Genomic DNA, 15,728 nt, shown 5'->3' on the forward strand with positions numbered 1-15,728 from the left:
CGCGTCGCCACCGGCTGGGCCGGCAGTGCCTACGGCGGCATCGCCATCCCGCGCGTCGGCATGGAAGTGCTGGTGTCGTTCATGGAAGGCGACCCGGACCAACCGCTGATCACCGGCTGCCTGTTCCACAAGGAAAACGTCGTCCCCTACGACCTGCCGGCCAACAAGACCCGCAGCACCTTCAAAACCCTGAGCTCGCCAGGTGGCAAGGGCTACAACGAGTTTCGGATCGAAGACAAAAAAGGCGCGGAACAGATTTACCTGCACGCCCAGCGCGACTGGGATGAAAACATCGAGCACGACCAGAAAATCCGCATCGGCAACGAGCGGCACGACACGGTCGAGGCCAATGTCTTCAGCGAATTCAAGGTAGAAGAACACCGCATCACGCAACTGGATCGCAAGACCGAAGCGCGGGCGGACGATCACCTGACGGTGGGCGTCACCCAGCATGTGAAGGTGGGCACGGCGCAATTTGTCGAGGCCGGGCAAGAGATCCACTACCACGCCGGGGACACTGTCGTGGTTGAAGGCGGGATGGAACTGACGGCCAAGGCTGGCGGGAGTTTCGTCAAGGTGGATGCGGGTGGGGTGACGATCAGTGGGGCGGAGGTGAAGACCAACTCGGGCGGCGCGCCTGGGGTGGGCAGCGGGATTGGAATCCTTGGTCCACTTGTACCCGGCCTCGCGGCTGCCGACATCGCCGGGCACTTGATGAAGCAAGCCAAGCCGAACCCGACCTGGCTGGAATTGAACCTGCATTACGACAATCTCGAGCCCGTCCCCGGCGCTTCATATCGCGTTGACTTCGCAGATGGGTCGACGCGCGAAGGCGTACTGGATGACGACGGTTTCGCCCGGTTGGAGGATGTTCCGAAAGGACCGGCCAAGGTTTATTACGGTGAGGATCCGAGGCCTTACAACCGTGAAAGCGTAGCGGTCGTCCAAAACTCTGACGAGAAGGTCAACGCCGATTTACGCAAGCTCGGCCTGGATCCGGACCAGGTTGATTTACAAACATTGGTGGAGAAAGCCGCAGGGAGGCTGACATGAGCGAGGCAATAGCTGAGAGCGCAAACGACGAGGGCCAGGACCGTAGCGCCGCCTACCAAGAGGCAGCAGTGGAACTGGCTAAAGGCATCGCGCTCGGCGCAGTGCCGTTTCTTGGCCAGGCCATCGACGCCTACGACACGATCGAGTCATCTATCGTCCTCTATAACGCAGAGTCGACAGACGGTAAGGAAGAAGCTCAGTTTGATCTGCTGATGGCCGTCATCGGCTGGATTCCAGGTCCGGGCGACGGGCTGAAGAAAAGCTTGCGCATCGTTAACAAAGACCCGCAGCGCTATGCGCCAGTGCTGTTTGACCTGCTTCGTTTTGTACTGCAAGAGTGCGGAATTAAAACCAGCCCGGAAGAACTGCTGAAACAGATCTTCGACGCGGGAAAACTGCGTGCTGAACTCGACGAGATCATCACTGGCGTTAAAGACTCATCGACTTTCCAAAGCCTCCCGAACTGGGCGAAAACAACAGTCGTCACCGTCCTCGCAGCCTCTCGCGACAACATGCCGGCCATGGTGGGCATTGTTGAGAAGCGGTTGATTAAATGGAAAGGGATGCAGCGCAATAGCTCTGCGGCCTCCTCCGGATCAAGCCATCCCAAGAGAGCAGAAAAGCCAGCCAATAAAGACTCTGCTGTTGCCGCGAAAGGTAAGGATGGCGCGAGCAGTACCCACTCCAATCAGGTTGAAGCTTCCAAGGTCGGTCTTCAGGCTCCATCCAGCATTTTGAATGAAGGACTGGGTGTCAGCGGGGAGCACATTGCCGATTACATTTGTGCGATGGAGTTTGGTTGGGGTAAGGATTGGGATGGGCATGATAAGGGGGCGGATGGTAAGTGGCTTGAGGGAATACCGAGTGCGAGTAAGACGGGGAAACTGTCGGCGGGAGGAAGTCCGAAGGCGAAGCACGTTCTCTACAAATTGTCGGATGGCGCTAACGGTACGGGAATAGATGCTGTTTGGCGCGCCAACCCGGCCAACAATGGAGGCGAAAAATTTGCCATTGTCGAAGCGAAGGCAAGCCGCGACGAAGATGCGCCAAAATTCATGCGGAAACTGAACAATACGCGAAAGCCGGGAGTCAGCTCCAAACTAGGCGTGTCAGGTCTTGATGATCCTAGCAAGCTTCTTGAACCTATCGAAATTGAACAAAACAGCACTGATAACCACCCTCCCTCGAGTGCGGTGAAAACCGGTAAATCTAAAAAGCCGACCTCAACAAGGTCAAAATCCAGCACCACCAAAAGCAAAGATGTGCTCGTACAAATGAGTGTGGAATGGATACTTAGCAACTTACAAAAAGCGGTCGGCAACCGCATGCTCGCTGCCCAAGTAGAAGTTTCCTATAGTCGTCATTTATTTTATTCACCTCTTTACCACCCTAGCTCAAGTCCAAAAGAACATGCCGAAGCCAGATTGAAAAATTCAAACGAAAGTGAACACCAAGCTCACAAAGCTTTTCATTACAACGAAACCGAGGTGAAAGGGTTTGTGAACAAACGCAAAAAGTCTTTGACCAAAAAACATGGCGCACTGGGCACTCTAAAGATTGAGGCATGACATTTATGAACAAGCGGCAAAAATTCTTTAGTGAAAAGCATTACGAAAATTTTCTTAGAGAATATGACGAACTCATAGAATTTTTTAAGATTAATAAATTTAAATCCGACTCCGAATTGGAGGAAGCTTCTCAACGTGCAAAATACTTCCAGACTTTGTCTCTGGACCGACTGCTTGCAACTTATACAGCTGGCGAGAACATAGAGCGTCTTTCTCCCCTGCTTGAAGAGCTGATTGAAAAATACGAAATTCGTCAGAAAGCTTTAGCAGCTTACCAGGGAGTTCCCCGCATAGCGCCACTCGCAATAGACGATTGGCCAAATCAATATGAAGAAGCCGTCCAAGTTATCAGCCTGTGCATCCTATTGCACCGCACCGACCTGCTTCCGCGCTTTGTAAAACTTTTAGACGAAGCGGGTTACGCGGGTGATGACACGCTATACGAAGACTTACTCAAAAAGGTGCTGCCTCATCGCCACGATGTCGATCAGTGGTATCACGACGTATACACCCCACTTATTCAAGCCATTTACAGCGACAGTAAGGAAGAGGCGTCTTCACTACTAAAAAGGTATTGCCAACAATGGTATCCAGCCTTCAAACAGGCGCCATGGCACGACACGCATCTTCAGGGAGACGAGGGCACTTACGTCGGCTATTGGGCCTTTGAGGCAGGGGCGATTGCTTTCCTATATGGCATAGACGATCGGAAAATTGATCACATGGTTTATCCAAAGGACTTGGTTGAATATGCACGAAACTATAAAGGCGATGTAGCATCGCAAATAAATCGTATTATCGCAGGCGAGCAGTGCAGTAAAACAGGCTACTGGTTTACTCCGGCACAGGCCAACTCAAGACGCCACTTCCAACAAAACGAAATAATGCCAAATATCAATGATTCAACTTGGGGTGACACCATTTGGTATTGGTCAGGTGAAGAATAATGTGATAAACCCCGGTGGCGGCAGCGTCTGTTGGCATGCGCTGCACCACAAAGAATCCAGCCCATACGGTCTGGATTTATCACAAATTAATGGGCATGAGAAAAGACTACATGGACGGCGAGATACGCACAATCTCAACGTGGCCCAGTGAAAAATGAAGTTTTACTGGCTTATTTTATCGCTAGCAATTTTTACTGCATGCAATGACAACGGGCAAAATATGGCGCGCGATACACATCCTATTGAAATAGTTCTTCGTGCGCCCATCCAGGAAACAATAGAAAACAGTGCTGTCAAATTCTCTCAGGAATGCATGAAAGACCTAAAGCTATGTTGGTACAGGGTAAAAAAATCAGCAAACGACAAAGAGCTTCCAAACGTCTTAATCAAGAATGCTTCCAGCACGCTCAGCATTGAAAAAATAACCAATATCAGCACAGTGATTGACGAGAGCGTTGGGAGTGATATCGAGAATCTCGATATCACTCTGAGAGGCCTCCCCGACAATAGCCCTCATGAACAGTGCCGAGACTTTATCTACCAAACAATCGAAAACATTAAATCATCAGGCTGGAAGCATTACTACTTTCCGAGTGATCCGCGCATTTCAGGGTCTCAAATAGAAAAAATAATTACTCCTGATGGAGTGCTTGGACAGTCTGTGTTAAGTCACCCATGGTTAGATCCTGATTACAAAACGCCCCTCGACCACTGGTTAAAAATAGGATCTTTCTACAATTGGTACTTTTACAATGACGGCGTTTATTTAAACCTCAAAGCATGGCGCCACAACTCCAAAGAAAACCCCGCACAAACAGGTGTCTATTTGATAACACTGGAGTTCATGTCAGAACGAGAGTTTTGGAACGACGGAGTCTCAAACGAGAAAGACCGACTCAATTGGAAGGAATTATTGCCAGCCAGGATAAATACCTATCACGCGACAAGGCTGAAGATCGAGGAAGAAGCCCGTAAGGCGGGGATAGAAATCGATGAGTCTTATCAGGATCCAAAAATTCACGCGCTAGAACAGTGATGTTTAAGAGACCTCTCAAGCATTTGCACTTATTACAAGAAAAGCCGCGTAGCCGCCAATGGGGGCAAGCCGCGCGTTACTTTGGCCGCATGACGGTTGGGTTACGGCGACGAACGGCAGTTGGTCAGTACCGTCAGTTATCACCGGTCACTTAACCTTCGATTAATCGTGCGGTCCAAAACTCTACTGGACCGCACGGTTTCAGACGTTTCTGACACCCAGTGCGGCAGGTTCGACGGCGTTGCGTTGAACTGACTTTCCGTCCGCACTGGAGATCGCCTCATGAACATGCGCTTGCTGCTGATTACTTCCGCCCTCGCCTGCTCCGCGTTTGCCGGGCTGGTCCAAGCCAATGACACCTCCACTTCTCAAGCCGTCCCTTACCACTACGGCATGCCGCTGAATGTGAAAAAAGTCGTTGCCCTGACTGAGCCGCAGACAATGGATTGCAAAGTCATCACCGCTGACATGAAGTACATCGATACCTCTGGCAAGCCAGAGGAGATCAGTTATCGGAAACTTTCTAACGCGTGCAGCCTACAAAACTGACAGAAGATTCTGATTTTTCAGGTTGCGGTATTCCTGTGAGGGGTTCTGGCGCTATGCTTTGCGCCTCCCTCACTGCCGCAAGGATTCGCCATGCAGTTGTCGTTTCGTACGTTGTCGACCTTTACCGCCCTCTTATGTTTTGTGCTGGCCCTGGTCTGGGGCTTGATGCCTGACCGATTGCTGGCGGTCTGGAGTATCGAGTATTCGTCCGCGGCGGGGTTTGTTGCGCGCAGAAGTGCCGTGTTGTTCGCAGCGCTTGGGGTGATGTTTTATCTGGTTCGAAACGAATCGCCTTCGACGACTCGCAACGCGTTGAGCAGCGGGTTTACGGCCGGGTGTTTTGGACTCGCGGCGCTAGGCTTCGGCGAATGGCTCAATGGCCATGCGGGGCCGGGTCTACTGCTGGCGGTAGTGGTCGAGTTGGCGCTGGGGCTGGGATTTGTCCAGACCCGGCGCGTGACTGCAGAACTCGAAACGACAGGTTAAATGGCTTTTTTATCGGGGTGCAGCGGCTGAGCCTCGACCATCGAGCGGTGTTGCATGTCAGACCGCAACCCGGCGATCAGATCATTTATTTCCCGGCAACCATTCAAATGTTTTGCATTGATGCCGGTCACCATCAAATCCAGGTGATCGGTTTTACGATCTTTGTACACTTTGACGGTCATCGACAGATCCGGCGACAGCGTGCACTCACAGCGTTTCGGCAGAAAGCTGCTTTCAATGATATTGCGAAGTTCCAAGGCAGAAAGAAACATGGCGACCCTCTCCTTAATGTGAGACTGCCAATCAACAATCAATGCCGGTCGGTGTGTGTAATACCCGCTTTGATTCCCTGCGGACCTAACCTTCCATCACCTGGCCGATCTACAACGTCAGTCCAGTACAACTGCAGCATAAAACATGCCCGGAATTTCACCGTGCAGCTCATCGGCAAATCAATGCCTTAGCGAAGCAACGTAAAATTTGCCTCATGCAATTTGCAAGAAAGGCCCGGGCCACCCCTGCAATTTGCATGCATCTGTCGTCGAAATTTGCATAGGTGTTGGACGGCAGTAAGATTGCGCCCAGCTCATTCAGTATCCGCTGACCCTACTCGCACGCAAGGAGGCACCATGGGTTCTCTGACCTTTAACATGACCGTCGGGCTGATTGTTGCCGGGCTGTCGACCGTAGCTCATGCAGCGAGGCTCGAAACAGTCGCGCCGTTTCCGAAACCAGAAAGCGGCTTCACCCGGCAGGTCATTCACCTCGCGCCAAAACCGCAGGAAGAAAATTTCCAGGTTGAAGTGCTGGCCGGCAAGACCCTGACCGTCGACTGCAATCGCCAACGTCTGGGGGGGATCCTCGAAGAGAAAAATCTGCAAGGTTGGGGTTATCCCTTCTACCGACTGGAAAAAGTCATCGGCCCGATGAGCACGCGGATGGCCTGCCCCGATGGCAAGAGCAAGCAGGAGTTTGTGCCAGTGGTCGGCGATGGTTTCCTGCTGCGCTACAACAGCAAGCTGCCGATCGTGCTTTATGTACCCAAAGACATCGAAGTCCGCTACCGCATCTGGTCGGCGTCGAGCACGGTAGAAAAAGCTGTTCAGGAATAATTCGCCAAAGGAGTGCCGAACTTGATGACCTGCCACCTGAAGTCTATCGCCCTGCCCCTGATTGCCTTGATCGCTTTTGCCGGCTACACCGTTTCAGTGATGCTCCAGGCTGAACAGTCGCTGATTGAGTTTGGCATCAGCCTGATGTCGCGCCCGGATACGGCGCAGGTGGTGATTGATCTTTATTTGCTGGCAACACTGGCTGGCGTCTGGATGTACACCGATGCCCGCAAGCGTGGGCGATCACTGTTGTCGGTGGTGCCGTATCTGTTGGTTACCGCCGTATTCGTCTCTGTCGGGCCTTTGCTGTATCTGGTTGTCCGTGGCTTGCAGGATCAGAAGTTACGTTCTTGAGATTGCTTTCGCGAGCAAGCCCGCTCCCACAGTGAACTGTGTCCGTCCGGACAACCCGGCTCACTGTGGGAGCGGGCTTGCTCGCGAAGGTGGTTTAACGGTCAGCGCATTCATCTCGCCAACCGGCGGAGCCCAAGCACCATCACCCCCGCCCCCAGCAGCATCGCGCTGAGGAACAACGGATACGACACCCACCACGGCGTGCCGGCGGTCATCATGCTGAATTCGGACATGCCGCCGATGCTCGCGATCAGGTTCAGTGGCAGAAACACCACATTGATCAACGTCAGTTTGCGCAGCAGGGTGTTCATGCTGTTATTCATCAGATTGCCCCGGGCGTCGATGAGCCCGGAGAACACTGTGGAATAGATTTCCGCCTGCTTGTAACACTGGTTGTTTTCAATGATCAGGTCGTCGATCAAACCGATCGATTCAGCGCTGAAGTGCTCCTTCTCCGCGTGGTTGCGCAGTCGGGTCAACACCGCGCCATTACTGTGAATGGCGTTGATGTAATAGATCAGGCTTTCGCTGAGGTTGAACATCTGGATCAAATGCTGGTTCTGCATCGAGGCGTTGAATTTCTGCTGTAACTCTCGGGCGACCAGCTTGATCACCTTGAGGTGCCCCAAGTAGTGGTGGATGTTGTTGAACAGTAGGTCGAGCAACACATCCAGCGGCGTGTTCAACCGCTGCCGAGTGCCAAGCCCGTGCAATGGCGAGTCGTCGGTCGCGATCACCAGCAAGCGTTGCGCTGAAAACAGCAAGCCGCAGGACGAGACTTCGAACGCCAGGCTGCCCGCGCCGGAGTAGTTTTCCGGGCGTTTCCAGATCAGGAACAGGTTGTCGGGGTGAAACTCGATGCGCGACACCTCGTCCGGATCCAGCGCCGAAGCCAGCGCGTGCTCATCGAGTTTGAAATGACTGTGCAGCAAGTCCCGCTCCGCAGCATCGGGGTTACTGAACAGCATCACCTCGGCGTCCAGTCGCTCGACCGATTGCAGGACGCCGTGGGTCAGCTGAAAACTGTTGATCATCGGCCGCTCACCAAGCCTGGCCGCGCCGTTTGAGCTCCAGTCGGCGGACAAACTCCTCCAGCACCAGCGAGTACAAATCATCCTGCAAATAGGCGTCTTCGATGCCGGCGTCCATGTTCGGGTTGTCGTTGACCTCGATCACCACGACTTTGTCGCCCGATTGCTTGAGGTCGACACCGTAGAGACCGTCGCCTATCAGGTTGGCGGTCTTCACCGCCAACTCCACCACCGCTCGCGGCGCTTCATGGACCGCCAGCGTTCGGCATTCGCCGTTGATGTCCTGACCTTTGGCTTTGTGGTTGTAGATTTGCCAGTGGCCCTTGGACATGAAGTATTGGCAGGCAAAGATCGGTTTTCGATTCAACACGCCGATGCGCCAGTCGTACTCGGTATAGAAAAACTCCTGAGCGAGCAACAGCACCGAGTGTTCAAACAGTTCAGCGGTGGCTTCGAGCAAGGCTTGCTGGCTTTCGACCTTGATCACGCCGCGCGAGAAACATCCGTCGGGGATCTTCAATACCAATGGAAAGCCCAGGCGCTCGCCTACCCGTTCAAAATCTTCCGGTCGCTCCTTGTAGAGGATTTCAGTGGCGGGCATACCCAGTTGGTGGCTTTTGAGCAGGTCGGTCAGATAGACCTTGTTGGTGCAGCGCAGGATTGAGGTCGGGTCGTCCATGACCACCAGCCCTTCACTTTCGGCTTTCTTGGCAAAACGGTAGGTGTGGTTGTCGACACTGGTGGTTTCGCGGATCAACAAGCCGTCGTACTCGGCAATCCGCGCATAGTCCTTGCGTTCGATCAGCTCGACGTCGATGCCCAGTGCCTTGCCGACGCGGACAAAATTGTCCAGGGCCTGGGCATTGGACGGCGGCAATGCTTCCTGCGGATCGTGAAGGATTGCCAGGTCATAACGGGCCACCCGGCGAGAACGAGGCATGCGCCAGATCTTGCGACTGAAACTGTCCAGCGAGTTAGCGAACTGATCTTCCTGGTCTTCGCGCAACTTATGCAAGGCCCCGGACTTTATACCGTCGATGTGCCAGCCATTAGTTCGGCGAAACTCAACTAACAAGATTGGACAAGGAAACACTTCAAACAACTGACGCGCCAGATCCTGCAAGGGCTCGATATTGGTCTTGCCAAAATAGAGGGTTAGCGTGAAGCCTTCGGTGTCGCGATAAAGATGATTGTTCAACGCTTTTTCCAGCGGCTTATCCAAATCATCCAGGGCCAGGCCATACAGGGATTTTTTGGTCAACTCGCTGATAGTGCGTACCGAAGGGATAACCTTGTGCCCACGCGCTTCGGCCAGCAATGAGCAGTAATAGCCGTGCCCCAGGTACTTGTAGCTGCGGCAGAGGTTGATCACCTGCACCCGTTTGCCATGGTCGTTGTCGCGTGTTTGCTCGAGGTATTCCTGAGCCGTGACGATGTCTTCACTGGGGAAGTAAGACGACCAGTCTTCCTTGCGTTCGACGATGATAATCAACTGACTTGAAGTACTGATCGCGTTATTTAAATACGTTGCCGCCGGCAAAGTTTGCTCGGATACTTCGCGCCAATGACCTTGTACCGCTGACATAGTGATTGATCCGTTGGAGAACAAGACCTTTCCTATTAAGCACGAAATTTTTCGAAAGTCTCGTTTCGTTACGTAACTTTTACGGTGGTCATATGAACCTTGTCTTTCGCATGGCAGTAGTTGCAGACTTACCCGCATTACTGGAACTGGAACAGCAGTGTTTCACCACCGATCGGCTCAACAGCCGCAGTTTTTTGTGGATGATCACCAAGGCTCATGGGCAACTGCTGGTGGCCCAGCGTGACACGCAATTGGTCGGCTATGCCGTGGTGCTGTTTCATCGGGGTACATCGCTGGCGCGGCTGTATTCAATTGCAATCGCCAGTGACGCGCGCGGCATCGGGCTGGGCAAGCAGCTACTCGAACGTATTGAAGCCTGCGCCGTTGAACATGATTGCGCTTATGTACGGCTTGAAGTGCGCATCGACAACCCGGCGGCGATTGCGCTGTATGAGCGCAACGGTTACCGGCGTTTTGCGCTGGTCCACGATTATTACGAGGACCATGCCGATGCGCTGCGGCTGGAGAAACGCATCCTGCAGCACCGTGATTCGCGCAACATCAACGTGCCGTGGTACGCGCAAACCACCGATTTCACCTGCGGGCCGGCGTGTGTGTTGATGGCGATGGGTGCGCTGCAGCGGGACCGAGTGCCGGAACGTCGCGAAGAATTACAGATCTGGCGCGAGGCAACCACGGTGTTCATGACCTCCGGCCACGGTGGATGCAGCCCGCAAGGCCTGGCCCTCGCGGCGTGGCGCCGTGGATTCAGGGTGCACCTGCACGTGAGCATGCCCGGGCCGTTGTTTCTGGATGGTGTGCGCGACGCGCATAAAAAAGACGTAATGCGCTTGGTGCATGACGCGTTTACCGAACAGTTGCAAGCCACCGACGTCGAACAGTCGATTGGGGCGGCGCTGGATCTTCCCCGGTTACTGAATGACCGTGGGCAGCCGCTGGTGCTGATCAGCAGCTATCGCCTGACCCGCTCCAAATCGCCGCATTGGGTGATCGTCACCGATTGCGATGAAGAGTTCGTGTACCTGCACGACCCTGACGTCGATCACAGCCAGCATCGACAACCCATGGACTGCCAGCACGTGCCGGTCAGCCGTGGCGAATTCGAAAAAATGTGCTGCTTTGGACGCGGCAAACTTCGCGCAGCGGTGATCGTCTACAACCGGGAAGTCTAGCGATGCACCGTCTGCTAGTGGCGAGGGGTTTGCCCCCTCACCGCAAGAGCCGGTTACTTCAAACCAACCTTGTACAACGCGCCATCGCTTTCATCGGTGAGCACATACAAGTAGCCGTCAGGTCCCTGGCGCACATCGCGAATTCGCGCCTTGAGTTCACCGAGCAGGCGTTCTTCGTGCACCACTTTGTCGCCATCGAACTGCAAACGGATCAACTCGCGGCTGACCAGCGCGCCAATGAACACGTTGTGCTGCCAGACCTTGAAGCGGTCAGCGTCATAGAACGCCATGCCGCTGAGCCCCGGGGAGACGTCCCAGACATGATGCGGCGCGACGGTGCCTTCAGCCGTTTTGCCCTTGGATTCCGGGATCGGATCGCCGGAATAGTTGATGCCGTTGGTTGCCAGCGGCCAGCCATAATTCTTGCCGCGCTCGATGATGTTGATTTCATCGCCGCCCCGTGGACCGTGCTCGTTCTCCCACAAGACACCGGTCCACGGATTGAGCGCCGCGCCTTGCGGGTTGCGTTGGCCATAGGACCAGATTTCCGGTCGCACGCCAGCCTGCCCCACAAACGGATTGTCGTCCGGCACCCTGCCGTCGGCGTAGATCCGCACGACTTTGCCTTGCAGCTTATCGAGGTCTTGGGCCGTTGGCCGGTCGTTATTCTCACCCAGGGTGATGAACAGATAGCCGTCGCGGTCGAACACCAGTCGCGAACCAAAGTGGTTGCCGACCGAGAGTTTTGGTTCCTGACGGAAAATCACCTTGAAGTCTTTGAGGGTTTTCAAGTCTTCGGACAACACCCCGCGCCCGACCGCCGTGCCGGCCTTGTCGCCCGCACCACCGCCCTCGGCATAAGACAGGTACACCCTGCGGTCCTGCTGGAAGTCGGGAGACAGCACTACGTCGAGCAAGCCGCCCTGCCCTTTGGCCCAGACCTGCGGCACGCCGTTGATCGGTGCGAACAGTTTGCCAGCGTAATCGACGACCCGAAGATTACCGGGACGCTCCGTCACCAACATGCCTTTGCGATCCGGCAGGAACGCAATGGCCCATGGATGATCAAGTCCCTTGGTGATTTGCGAGACTTCAAGGGTGCCCTGTTCGCTTTTCAGTTCTTGCACCGGCGCGGCGAAAACGGAGGCCGTGGCGGTGATCAGTGCGCTGGCACAGAGTGTGACCAGGAGGGTTTTACGCAACATGCACGCTTCCTTTTGTCGTTCGAATGGCTGGCAAGACCTCTGTCCTGCCGTTCAACGGTCGTTGGTGTCGGCGTCTCTTGGTGGTGGATTGGGAATGAATTTGGGTGGGCTGACAGGTGCTGATCGCTGCGGGGTTCGATTGCCGATGCCGCCGTTTTCGAGCGTCGGCGGTCGGGGCACCGGCACCGTATTGGGTCCGCGAATGACCGGGGCGCTTGGTTGTGTGCCTTGCATGCTGTTGGGATTGGCCCGTCGAATCGGGCTGTTGTAAGGGTTGCTTGAATTGCCCGTCGGGCTCTGGGCCAGCAACATTGTTGACGGTGGCGAGGCCTGCGCCAGATGGCTCAGCAGGCCACTGAATGCCAGCACGGTGCAGCCGAGTACGAGTCTGTTCATGGGGCGCCTCCCGACGTCAACGTGGATAGGGTCTTCGACACGCTACGCCCGGGGTCCGGATTTGTTAACTAAAACCTCCTTCACAAGATGTAACACGAGTTGACCAGCGCTTCGATTGCCCCGCAGGGCCGAGCCGCATGCGCTGAAACTTTTGCGCCGAGCCACAGGTCACCTGATCATCACTCACGGGAAGACGACCATGGCACGGGCAATCTGGAAAGGCGCAATCAGTTTCGGGCTGGTGCATATCCCTGTGGCGCTGGTGTCGGCGACGTCTTCCCAGGGGGTGGATTTTGACTGGCTCGACAGCCGCAGCATGGACCCGGTGGGTTACAAACGGGTCAACAAGGTCACTGGCAAGGAAGTCACCAAGGAACACATCGTCAAGGGTGTGCAGTACGAAAAGGGTCGATACGTGGTGCTCAGCGAGGAGGAAATCAAATCGGCACATCCGCTGTCCACGCAAACCATCGATATTTTTTCCTTTGTCGACAGCGATCAGATCCCCCTGCAAAACATCGATACGCCCTATTACCTGGCGCCGGATAAACGCGGCGGCAAGGTGTATGCATTACTGCGTGAAACCCTGAGCAAAACCAACAAGGTAGCCCTGGCTCATGTGGTTTTACACACGCGTCAGCATCTGGCGGCGCTGATGCCACTGGAATCGGCGATGGTGTTGGTGATGTTGCGCTGGCCTGCCGAAGTGCGAAGCCTGGAAACCCTGGAGCTGGGCAGCGATGTGACCAACGCCGAGCTGGCCAAGGGTGAACTCGACATGGCCAAGCGGCTGGTGCAGGACATGAGTGCCGACTGGAAACCCGAAGATTACCGCGACAGCTTCGAGGACAAGATCATGGCGCTGGTCGAGAAGAAGGCCAACGAAGGCAAGATTGAAGACGTCGAGACCGCAACCGGTGAAGAGGAACGGAAAACGGCGGATGTGATTGATTTGACCGAATTGCTCAAGCGTAGCCTGGGCGGCAAAAGCACCGCAAAAGCCAAGCCGGCAGCCAAACCGGCGGCGCACAAAAAAGCCACGAAGACGTCTCGTGGCTGATTAATGGCAGCTTGGTGAATGTTAGGGCCTCTTCGCGAGCAAGCCCGCTCCCACAGGCTACCGAGTTCCAATGTGGGAGCGGGCTTGCCCGCGAAGGCGTAGCAAGCCGCCATGCACCATTCAGATCAGTACAAACACCGCCAGCAACCCGCCAAAAATCGCCCATTTCTCCAGATAGTAGAGCTTGCGATTGGTCTTTTTCAGCGCCTTGCCCCGTAGCCGGATCTTGTAGATCTTGGCGAACAGACGGTTGATCCCGCCCGTTCGGTCGCCCACATCGTTCGGCGCGCCGGCCGCCGACATGACGTTGCGACTGAACCAGCCATTGAACGCCGCGGCCCAGCGATATTTCATCGGCCGTTCAATGTCGCAGAACAGAATGATGCGGTTCTGCTGCGTGGTGTTCTCGGCGAAATGAATGAAGGTCTCGTCGAACATGACCGCTTCGCCGTCGCGCCAGTGGTAGTCCTCACCGTCGACGTTGATATAGCAACCGGCGTCGTTTGGCGTGTCCAGGCCCAGATGGTAGCGATAGGACCCGGCATACGGATCGCGATGGCGCACCAGTTTCGAACCTGGCGGCAGTTCGGCAAACATCGCGGCCTTGATCGAGCCAATGCTTTGCACCAACTCGGTCGTACGCGGGCACAGCTTCATGGCCGAAGGATGGCTGTCGCCGTACCACTTGAGGTAGAAACGCTTCCAGCCCGTCTTGAAAAACGAGTTGAACCCAACGTCGTCGTATTGATTCGAGCGCTTGATTTCCCCGGCTCTGAGCAGGTTCTGACCTTCGGCGCGAATTTCTTCCCAGTGGTCCTGCAACGGACGCAGATCCGGGAAGTCGGCAGGGTCCAGGTACGGTTTGTTGGGAATCTTCGAAAACAGATAAAGGAAGCAGTTGATCGGTGCCAGAAATGACGAGTGATCACTCAGTTGACGGCCGAGCTTGTGGCGCACGCGTCCGCGCAGGTGGACGTAGGCGATGGATACAACGTAGATAGCGGCAATGATGAGTTTCACGGAAATCGTCACACGTCAGAAGTGAACAAATACGAAACAGTGTCCCGTTGGCGCGGCCTTGAGCCCGTGCCGGCGGTCGGCATCGGGTCGATAGGTGGCATTTTATCCACAGTTTGTAACCAATAGTTAACCTTCAGATGTGAAAATCTGTCCGCTGATGCTGCCAAAGCGTCCGCGCAGCCTCAACGCCCTATCGTTTAAAGAGCCAGACCAGTACAATCGCCGCCAAACATTACGCGCCCCCCTTGGTTGATGACGGGAATGAACCCCGTCTCAGCGCACTTCGACTCGGGCCAAGCGCTCCATATGCTGCTGTCCACTTATTGCCAGATGGACCTTCCGCTTCTGACCGGGATGCATTTCCCGTGGTTCGAAAACGGAAACGGGTACTGAATCGGTACTGCCGCAACCCTAGCTACTCTGAATGCTTCGCAGGAAAAACCTTTGATCTCTACAGCTAACATCACGATGCAGTTCGGCGCCAAGCCGCTATTCGAAAACGTTTCGGTCAAGTTCGGCGCGGGCAACCGCTACGGCCTGATCGGTGCCAACGGTTGCGGCAAATCCACGTTCATGAAAATCCTCGGTGGCGACCTCGAGCCGTCCGGCGGCCAGGTGATGCTCGAGCCGAACGTGCGCCTGGGTAAATTGCGCCAGGACCAGTTTGCCTACGAAGAATTCACCGTGATCGACACCGTGATCATGGGTCACGAAGAGCTGTGGAAGGTCAAGGCCGAGCGCGACCGCATCTACTCGCTGCCGGAAATGACTGAAGAAGACGGCATGGCCGTCGCCGAGCTGGAAACCGAATTCGCTGAAATGGACGGTTACACCGCCGAATCCCGCGCCGGTGAACTGCTGTTGGGCCTGGGCATCGGCATCGAGCAGCACTTCGGCCCGATGAGCGAAGTGTCCCCGGGCTGGAAACTGCGCGTATTGCTGGCGCAGGCGCTGTTCTCCGATCCTGAAGTGCTGTTGCTCGACGAACCGACCAACCACCTGGACATCAACACCATCCGCTGGCTGGAAAACATCCTGACCCAGCGTTCCAGCCTGATGATCATCATCTCTCACGTCCGTCACTTCCTGAAGAGCGTGTGCACGCACATGGCTGACCTGGATTACGGCGAGCT

At 55.1% G+C, this 15,728-nt stretch carries 17 protein-coding genes; 11 read left to right on the forward strand and 6 right to left on the reverse strand.

Features of this window, described 5'->3' with window-relative positions; genetic code table 11:
* The 6 genes from ACQKP4_RS25910 to ACQKP4_RS25935 all read left to right on the forward strand — a co-directional run.
* Positions 1 to 1,053, forward strand: a 1,053-nt coding sequence (locus tag ACQKP4_RS25910) for a type VI secretion system Vgr family protein (RefSeq protein WP_427636764.1), incomplete at its 5' end; no start/stop codon positions are given.
* Positions 1,050 to 2,621: a hypothetical protein gene (locus ACQKP4_RS25915; protein ID WP_427636766.1), complete on the forward strand. Its 1,572-nt coding sequence runs from the start codon at positions 1,050 to 1,052 to the stop codon at positions 2,619 to 2,621. The genes ACQKP4_RS25910 and ACQKP4_RS25915, both read left to right, overlap by 4 nt.
* Positions 2,622 to 2,626: 5 nt before the next feature.
* Complete coding sequence (locus ACQKP4_RS25920) at positions 2,627 to 3,568, forward strand: PoNe immunity protein domain-containing protein (protein WP_427636784.1); 942 nt, start codon at positions 2,627 to 2,629, stop codon at positions 3,566 to 3,568.
* Between the two features lie 154 nt (positions 3,569 to 3,722).
* Positions 3,723 to 4,604: a hypothetical protein gene (locus tag ACQKP4_RS25925; RefSeq protein ID WP_427636767.1), complete on the forward strand. Its 882-nt coding sequence runs from the start codon at positions 3,723 to 3,725 to the stop codon at positions 4,602 to 4,604.
* A gap of 282 nt (positions 4,605 to 4,886) precedes the next feature.
* The gene (locus ACQKP4_RS25930; RefSeq protein WP_427636768.1) at positions 4,887 to 5,153 is read left to right on the forward strand and encodes a DUF2790 domain-containing protein; all 267 of its coding nucleotides are present in this window, start codon (positions 4,887 to 4,889) and stop codon (positions 5,151 to 5,153) included.
* 90 nt (positions 5,154 to 5,243) lie between these two features.
* Positions 5,244 to 5,639: a hypothetical protein gene (locus ACQKP4_RS25935; RefSeq protein WP_427636770.1), complete on the forward strand. Its 396-nt coding sequence runs from the start codon at positions 5,244 to 5,246 to the stop codon at positions 5,637 to 5,639.
* On the opposite strand, the gene ACQKP4_RS25940 is transcribed toward ACQKP4_RS25935, so the two are convergent.
* Positions 5,636 to 5,911, reverse strand: a complete 276-nt coding sequence (locus ACQKP4_RS25940) for a DUF1652 domain-containing protein (protein WP_427636771.1) — start codon at positions 5,909 to 5,911, stop codon at positions 5,636 to 5,638. The genes ACQKP4_RS25935 and ACQKP4_RS25940 overlap by 4 nt on opposite strands.
* 357 nt (positions 5,912 to 6,268) lie before the next feature.
* Between ACQKP4_RS25940 and eco the strand changes: the two genes are divergently transcribed.
* Together eco and ACQKP4_RS25950 are read left to right on the forward strand one after the other, a co-directional pair.
* Positions 6,269 to 6,751 carry a serine protease inhibitor ecotin gene (gene eco, locus ACQKP4_RS25945; protein ID WP_427636773.1) on the forward strand — a complete coding sequence of 161 codons (483 nt, stop codon included), beginning with the start codon at positions 6,269 to 6,271 and terminating at the stop codon, positions 6,749 to 6,751.
* A gap of 36 nt (positions 6,752 to 6,787) precedes the next feature.
* Positions 6,788 to 7,105, forward strand: coding sequence for a DUF2834 domain-containing protein (locus ACQKP4_RS25950; RefSeq protein WP_427636786.1), 318 nt, complete (start codon positions 6,788 to 6,790; stop codon positions 7,103 to 7,105).
* Between the two features lie 110 nt (positions 7,106 to 7,215).
* Here ACQKP4_RS25950 and ACQKP4_RS25955 read toward each other — a convergent pair whose 3' ends face one another.
* Together ACQKP4_RS25955 and ACQKP4_RS25960 are read right to left on the reverse strand one after the other, a co-directional pair.
* A complete protein-coding gene (locus ACQKP4_RS25955; RefSeq protein ID WP_427636775.1) occupies positions 7,216 to 8,139 on the reverse strand; it encodes a magnesium transporter CorA family protein in 924 nt (307 codons plus the stop codon).
* 7 nt (positions 8,140 to 8,146) lie between these two features.
* Complete coding sequence (locus tag ACQKP4_RS25960; RefSeq protein WP_427636776.1) at positions 8,147 to 9,721, reverse strand: RimK family protein; 1,575 nt, start codon at positions 9,719 to 9,721, stop codon at positions 8,147 to 8,149.
* Between the two features lie 92 nt (positions 9,722 to 9,813).
* Between ACQKP4_RS25960 and rimI the strand changes: the two genes are divergently transcribed.
* Positions 9,814 to 10,914 (forward strand): ribosomal protein S18-alanine N-acetyltransferase, encoded by a 1,101-nt coding sequence (rimI, locus tag ACQKP4_RS25965; RefSeq protein WP_427636777.1) that lies wholly within the window; start codon positions 9,814 to 9,816, stop codon positions 10,912 to 10,914.
* A 53-nt stretch (positions 10,915 to 10,967) separates the two neighbouring features.
* Here the strand turns inward: rimI and ACQKP4_RS25970 are convergent, their stop codons facing one another.
* A complete protein-coding gene (locus ACQKP4_RS25970) occupies positions 10,968 to 12,119 on the reverse strand; it encodes a PQQ-dependent sugar dehydrogenase (RefSeq protein WP_427636778.1) in 1,152 nt (383 codons plus the stop codon).
* Positions 12,120 to 12,170: 51 nt separating this feature from the next.
* Positions 12,171 to 12,515, reverse strand: a complete 345-nt coding sequence (locus tag ACQKP4_RS25975; RefSeq protein ID WP_427636779.1) for a hypothetical protein — start codon at positions 12,513 to 12,515, stop codon at positions 12,171 to 12,173.
* Between the two features lie 199 nt (positions 12,516 to 12,714).
* Here ACQKP4_RS25975 and ACQKP4_RS25980 point away from each other — a divergent pair, with 199 nt between their 5' ends.
* Positions 12,715 to 13,575 (forward strand): Ku protein, encoded by an 861-nt coding sequence (locus ACQKP4_RS25980; protein ID WP_427636780.1) that lies wholly within the window; start codon positions 12,715 to 12,717, stop codon positions 13,573 to 13,575.
* Positions 13,576 to 13,695: 120 nt separating this feature from the next.
* On the opposite strand, the gene lpxO is transcribed toward ACQKP4_RS25980, so the two are convergent.
* Positions 13,696 to 14,595 (reverse strand): lipid A hydroxylase LpxO, encoded by a 900-nt coding sequence (gene lpxO, locus ACQKP4_RS25985; protein WP_427636781.1) that lies wholly within the window; start codon positions 14,593 to 14,595, stop codon positions 13,696 to 13,698.
* 444 nt (positions 14,596 to 15,039) lie between these two features.
* On the opposite strand from lpxO, the gene ACQKP4_RS25990 reads away from it, so the two are divergent.
* Positions 15,040 to 15,728 (forward strand): ATP-binding cassette domain-containing protein (locus tag ACQKP4_RS25990; RefSeq protein ID WP_427636783.1); only part of this gene is annotated, 689 nt, incomplete at its 3' end.

The organism is Pseudomonas sp. NPDC086278 (genome assembly GCF_050280905.1).
Taxonomy (GTDB): domain Bacteria; phylum Pseudomonadota; class Gammaproteobacteria; order Pseudomonadales; family Pseudomonadaceae; genus Aquipseudomonas.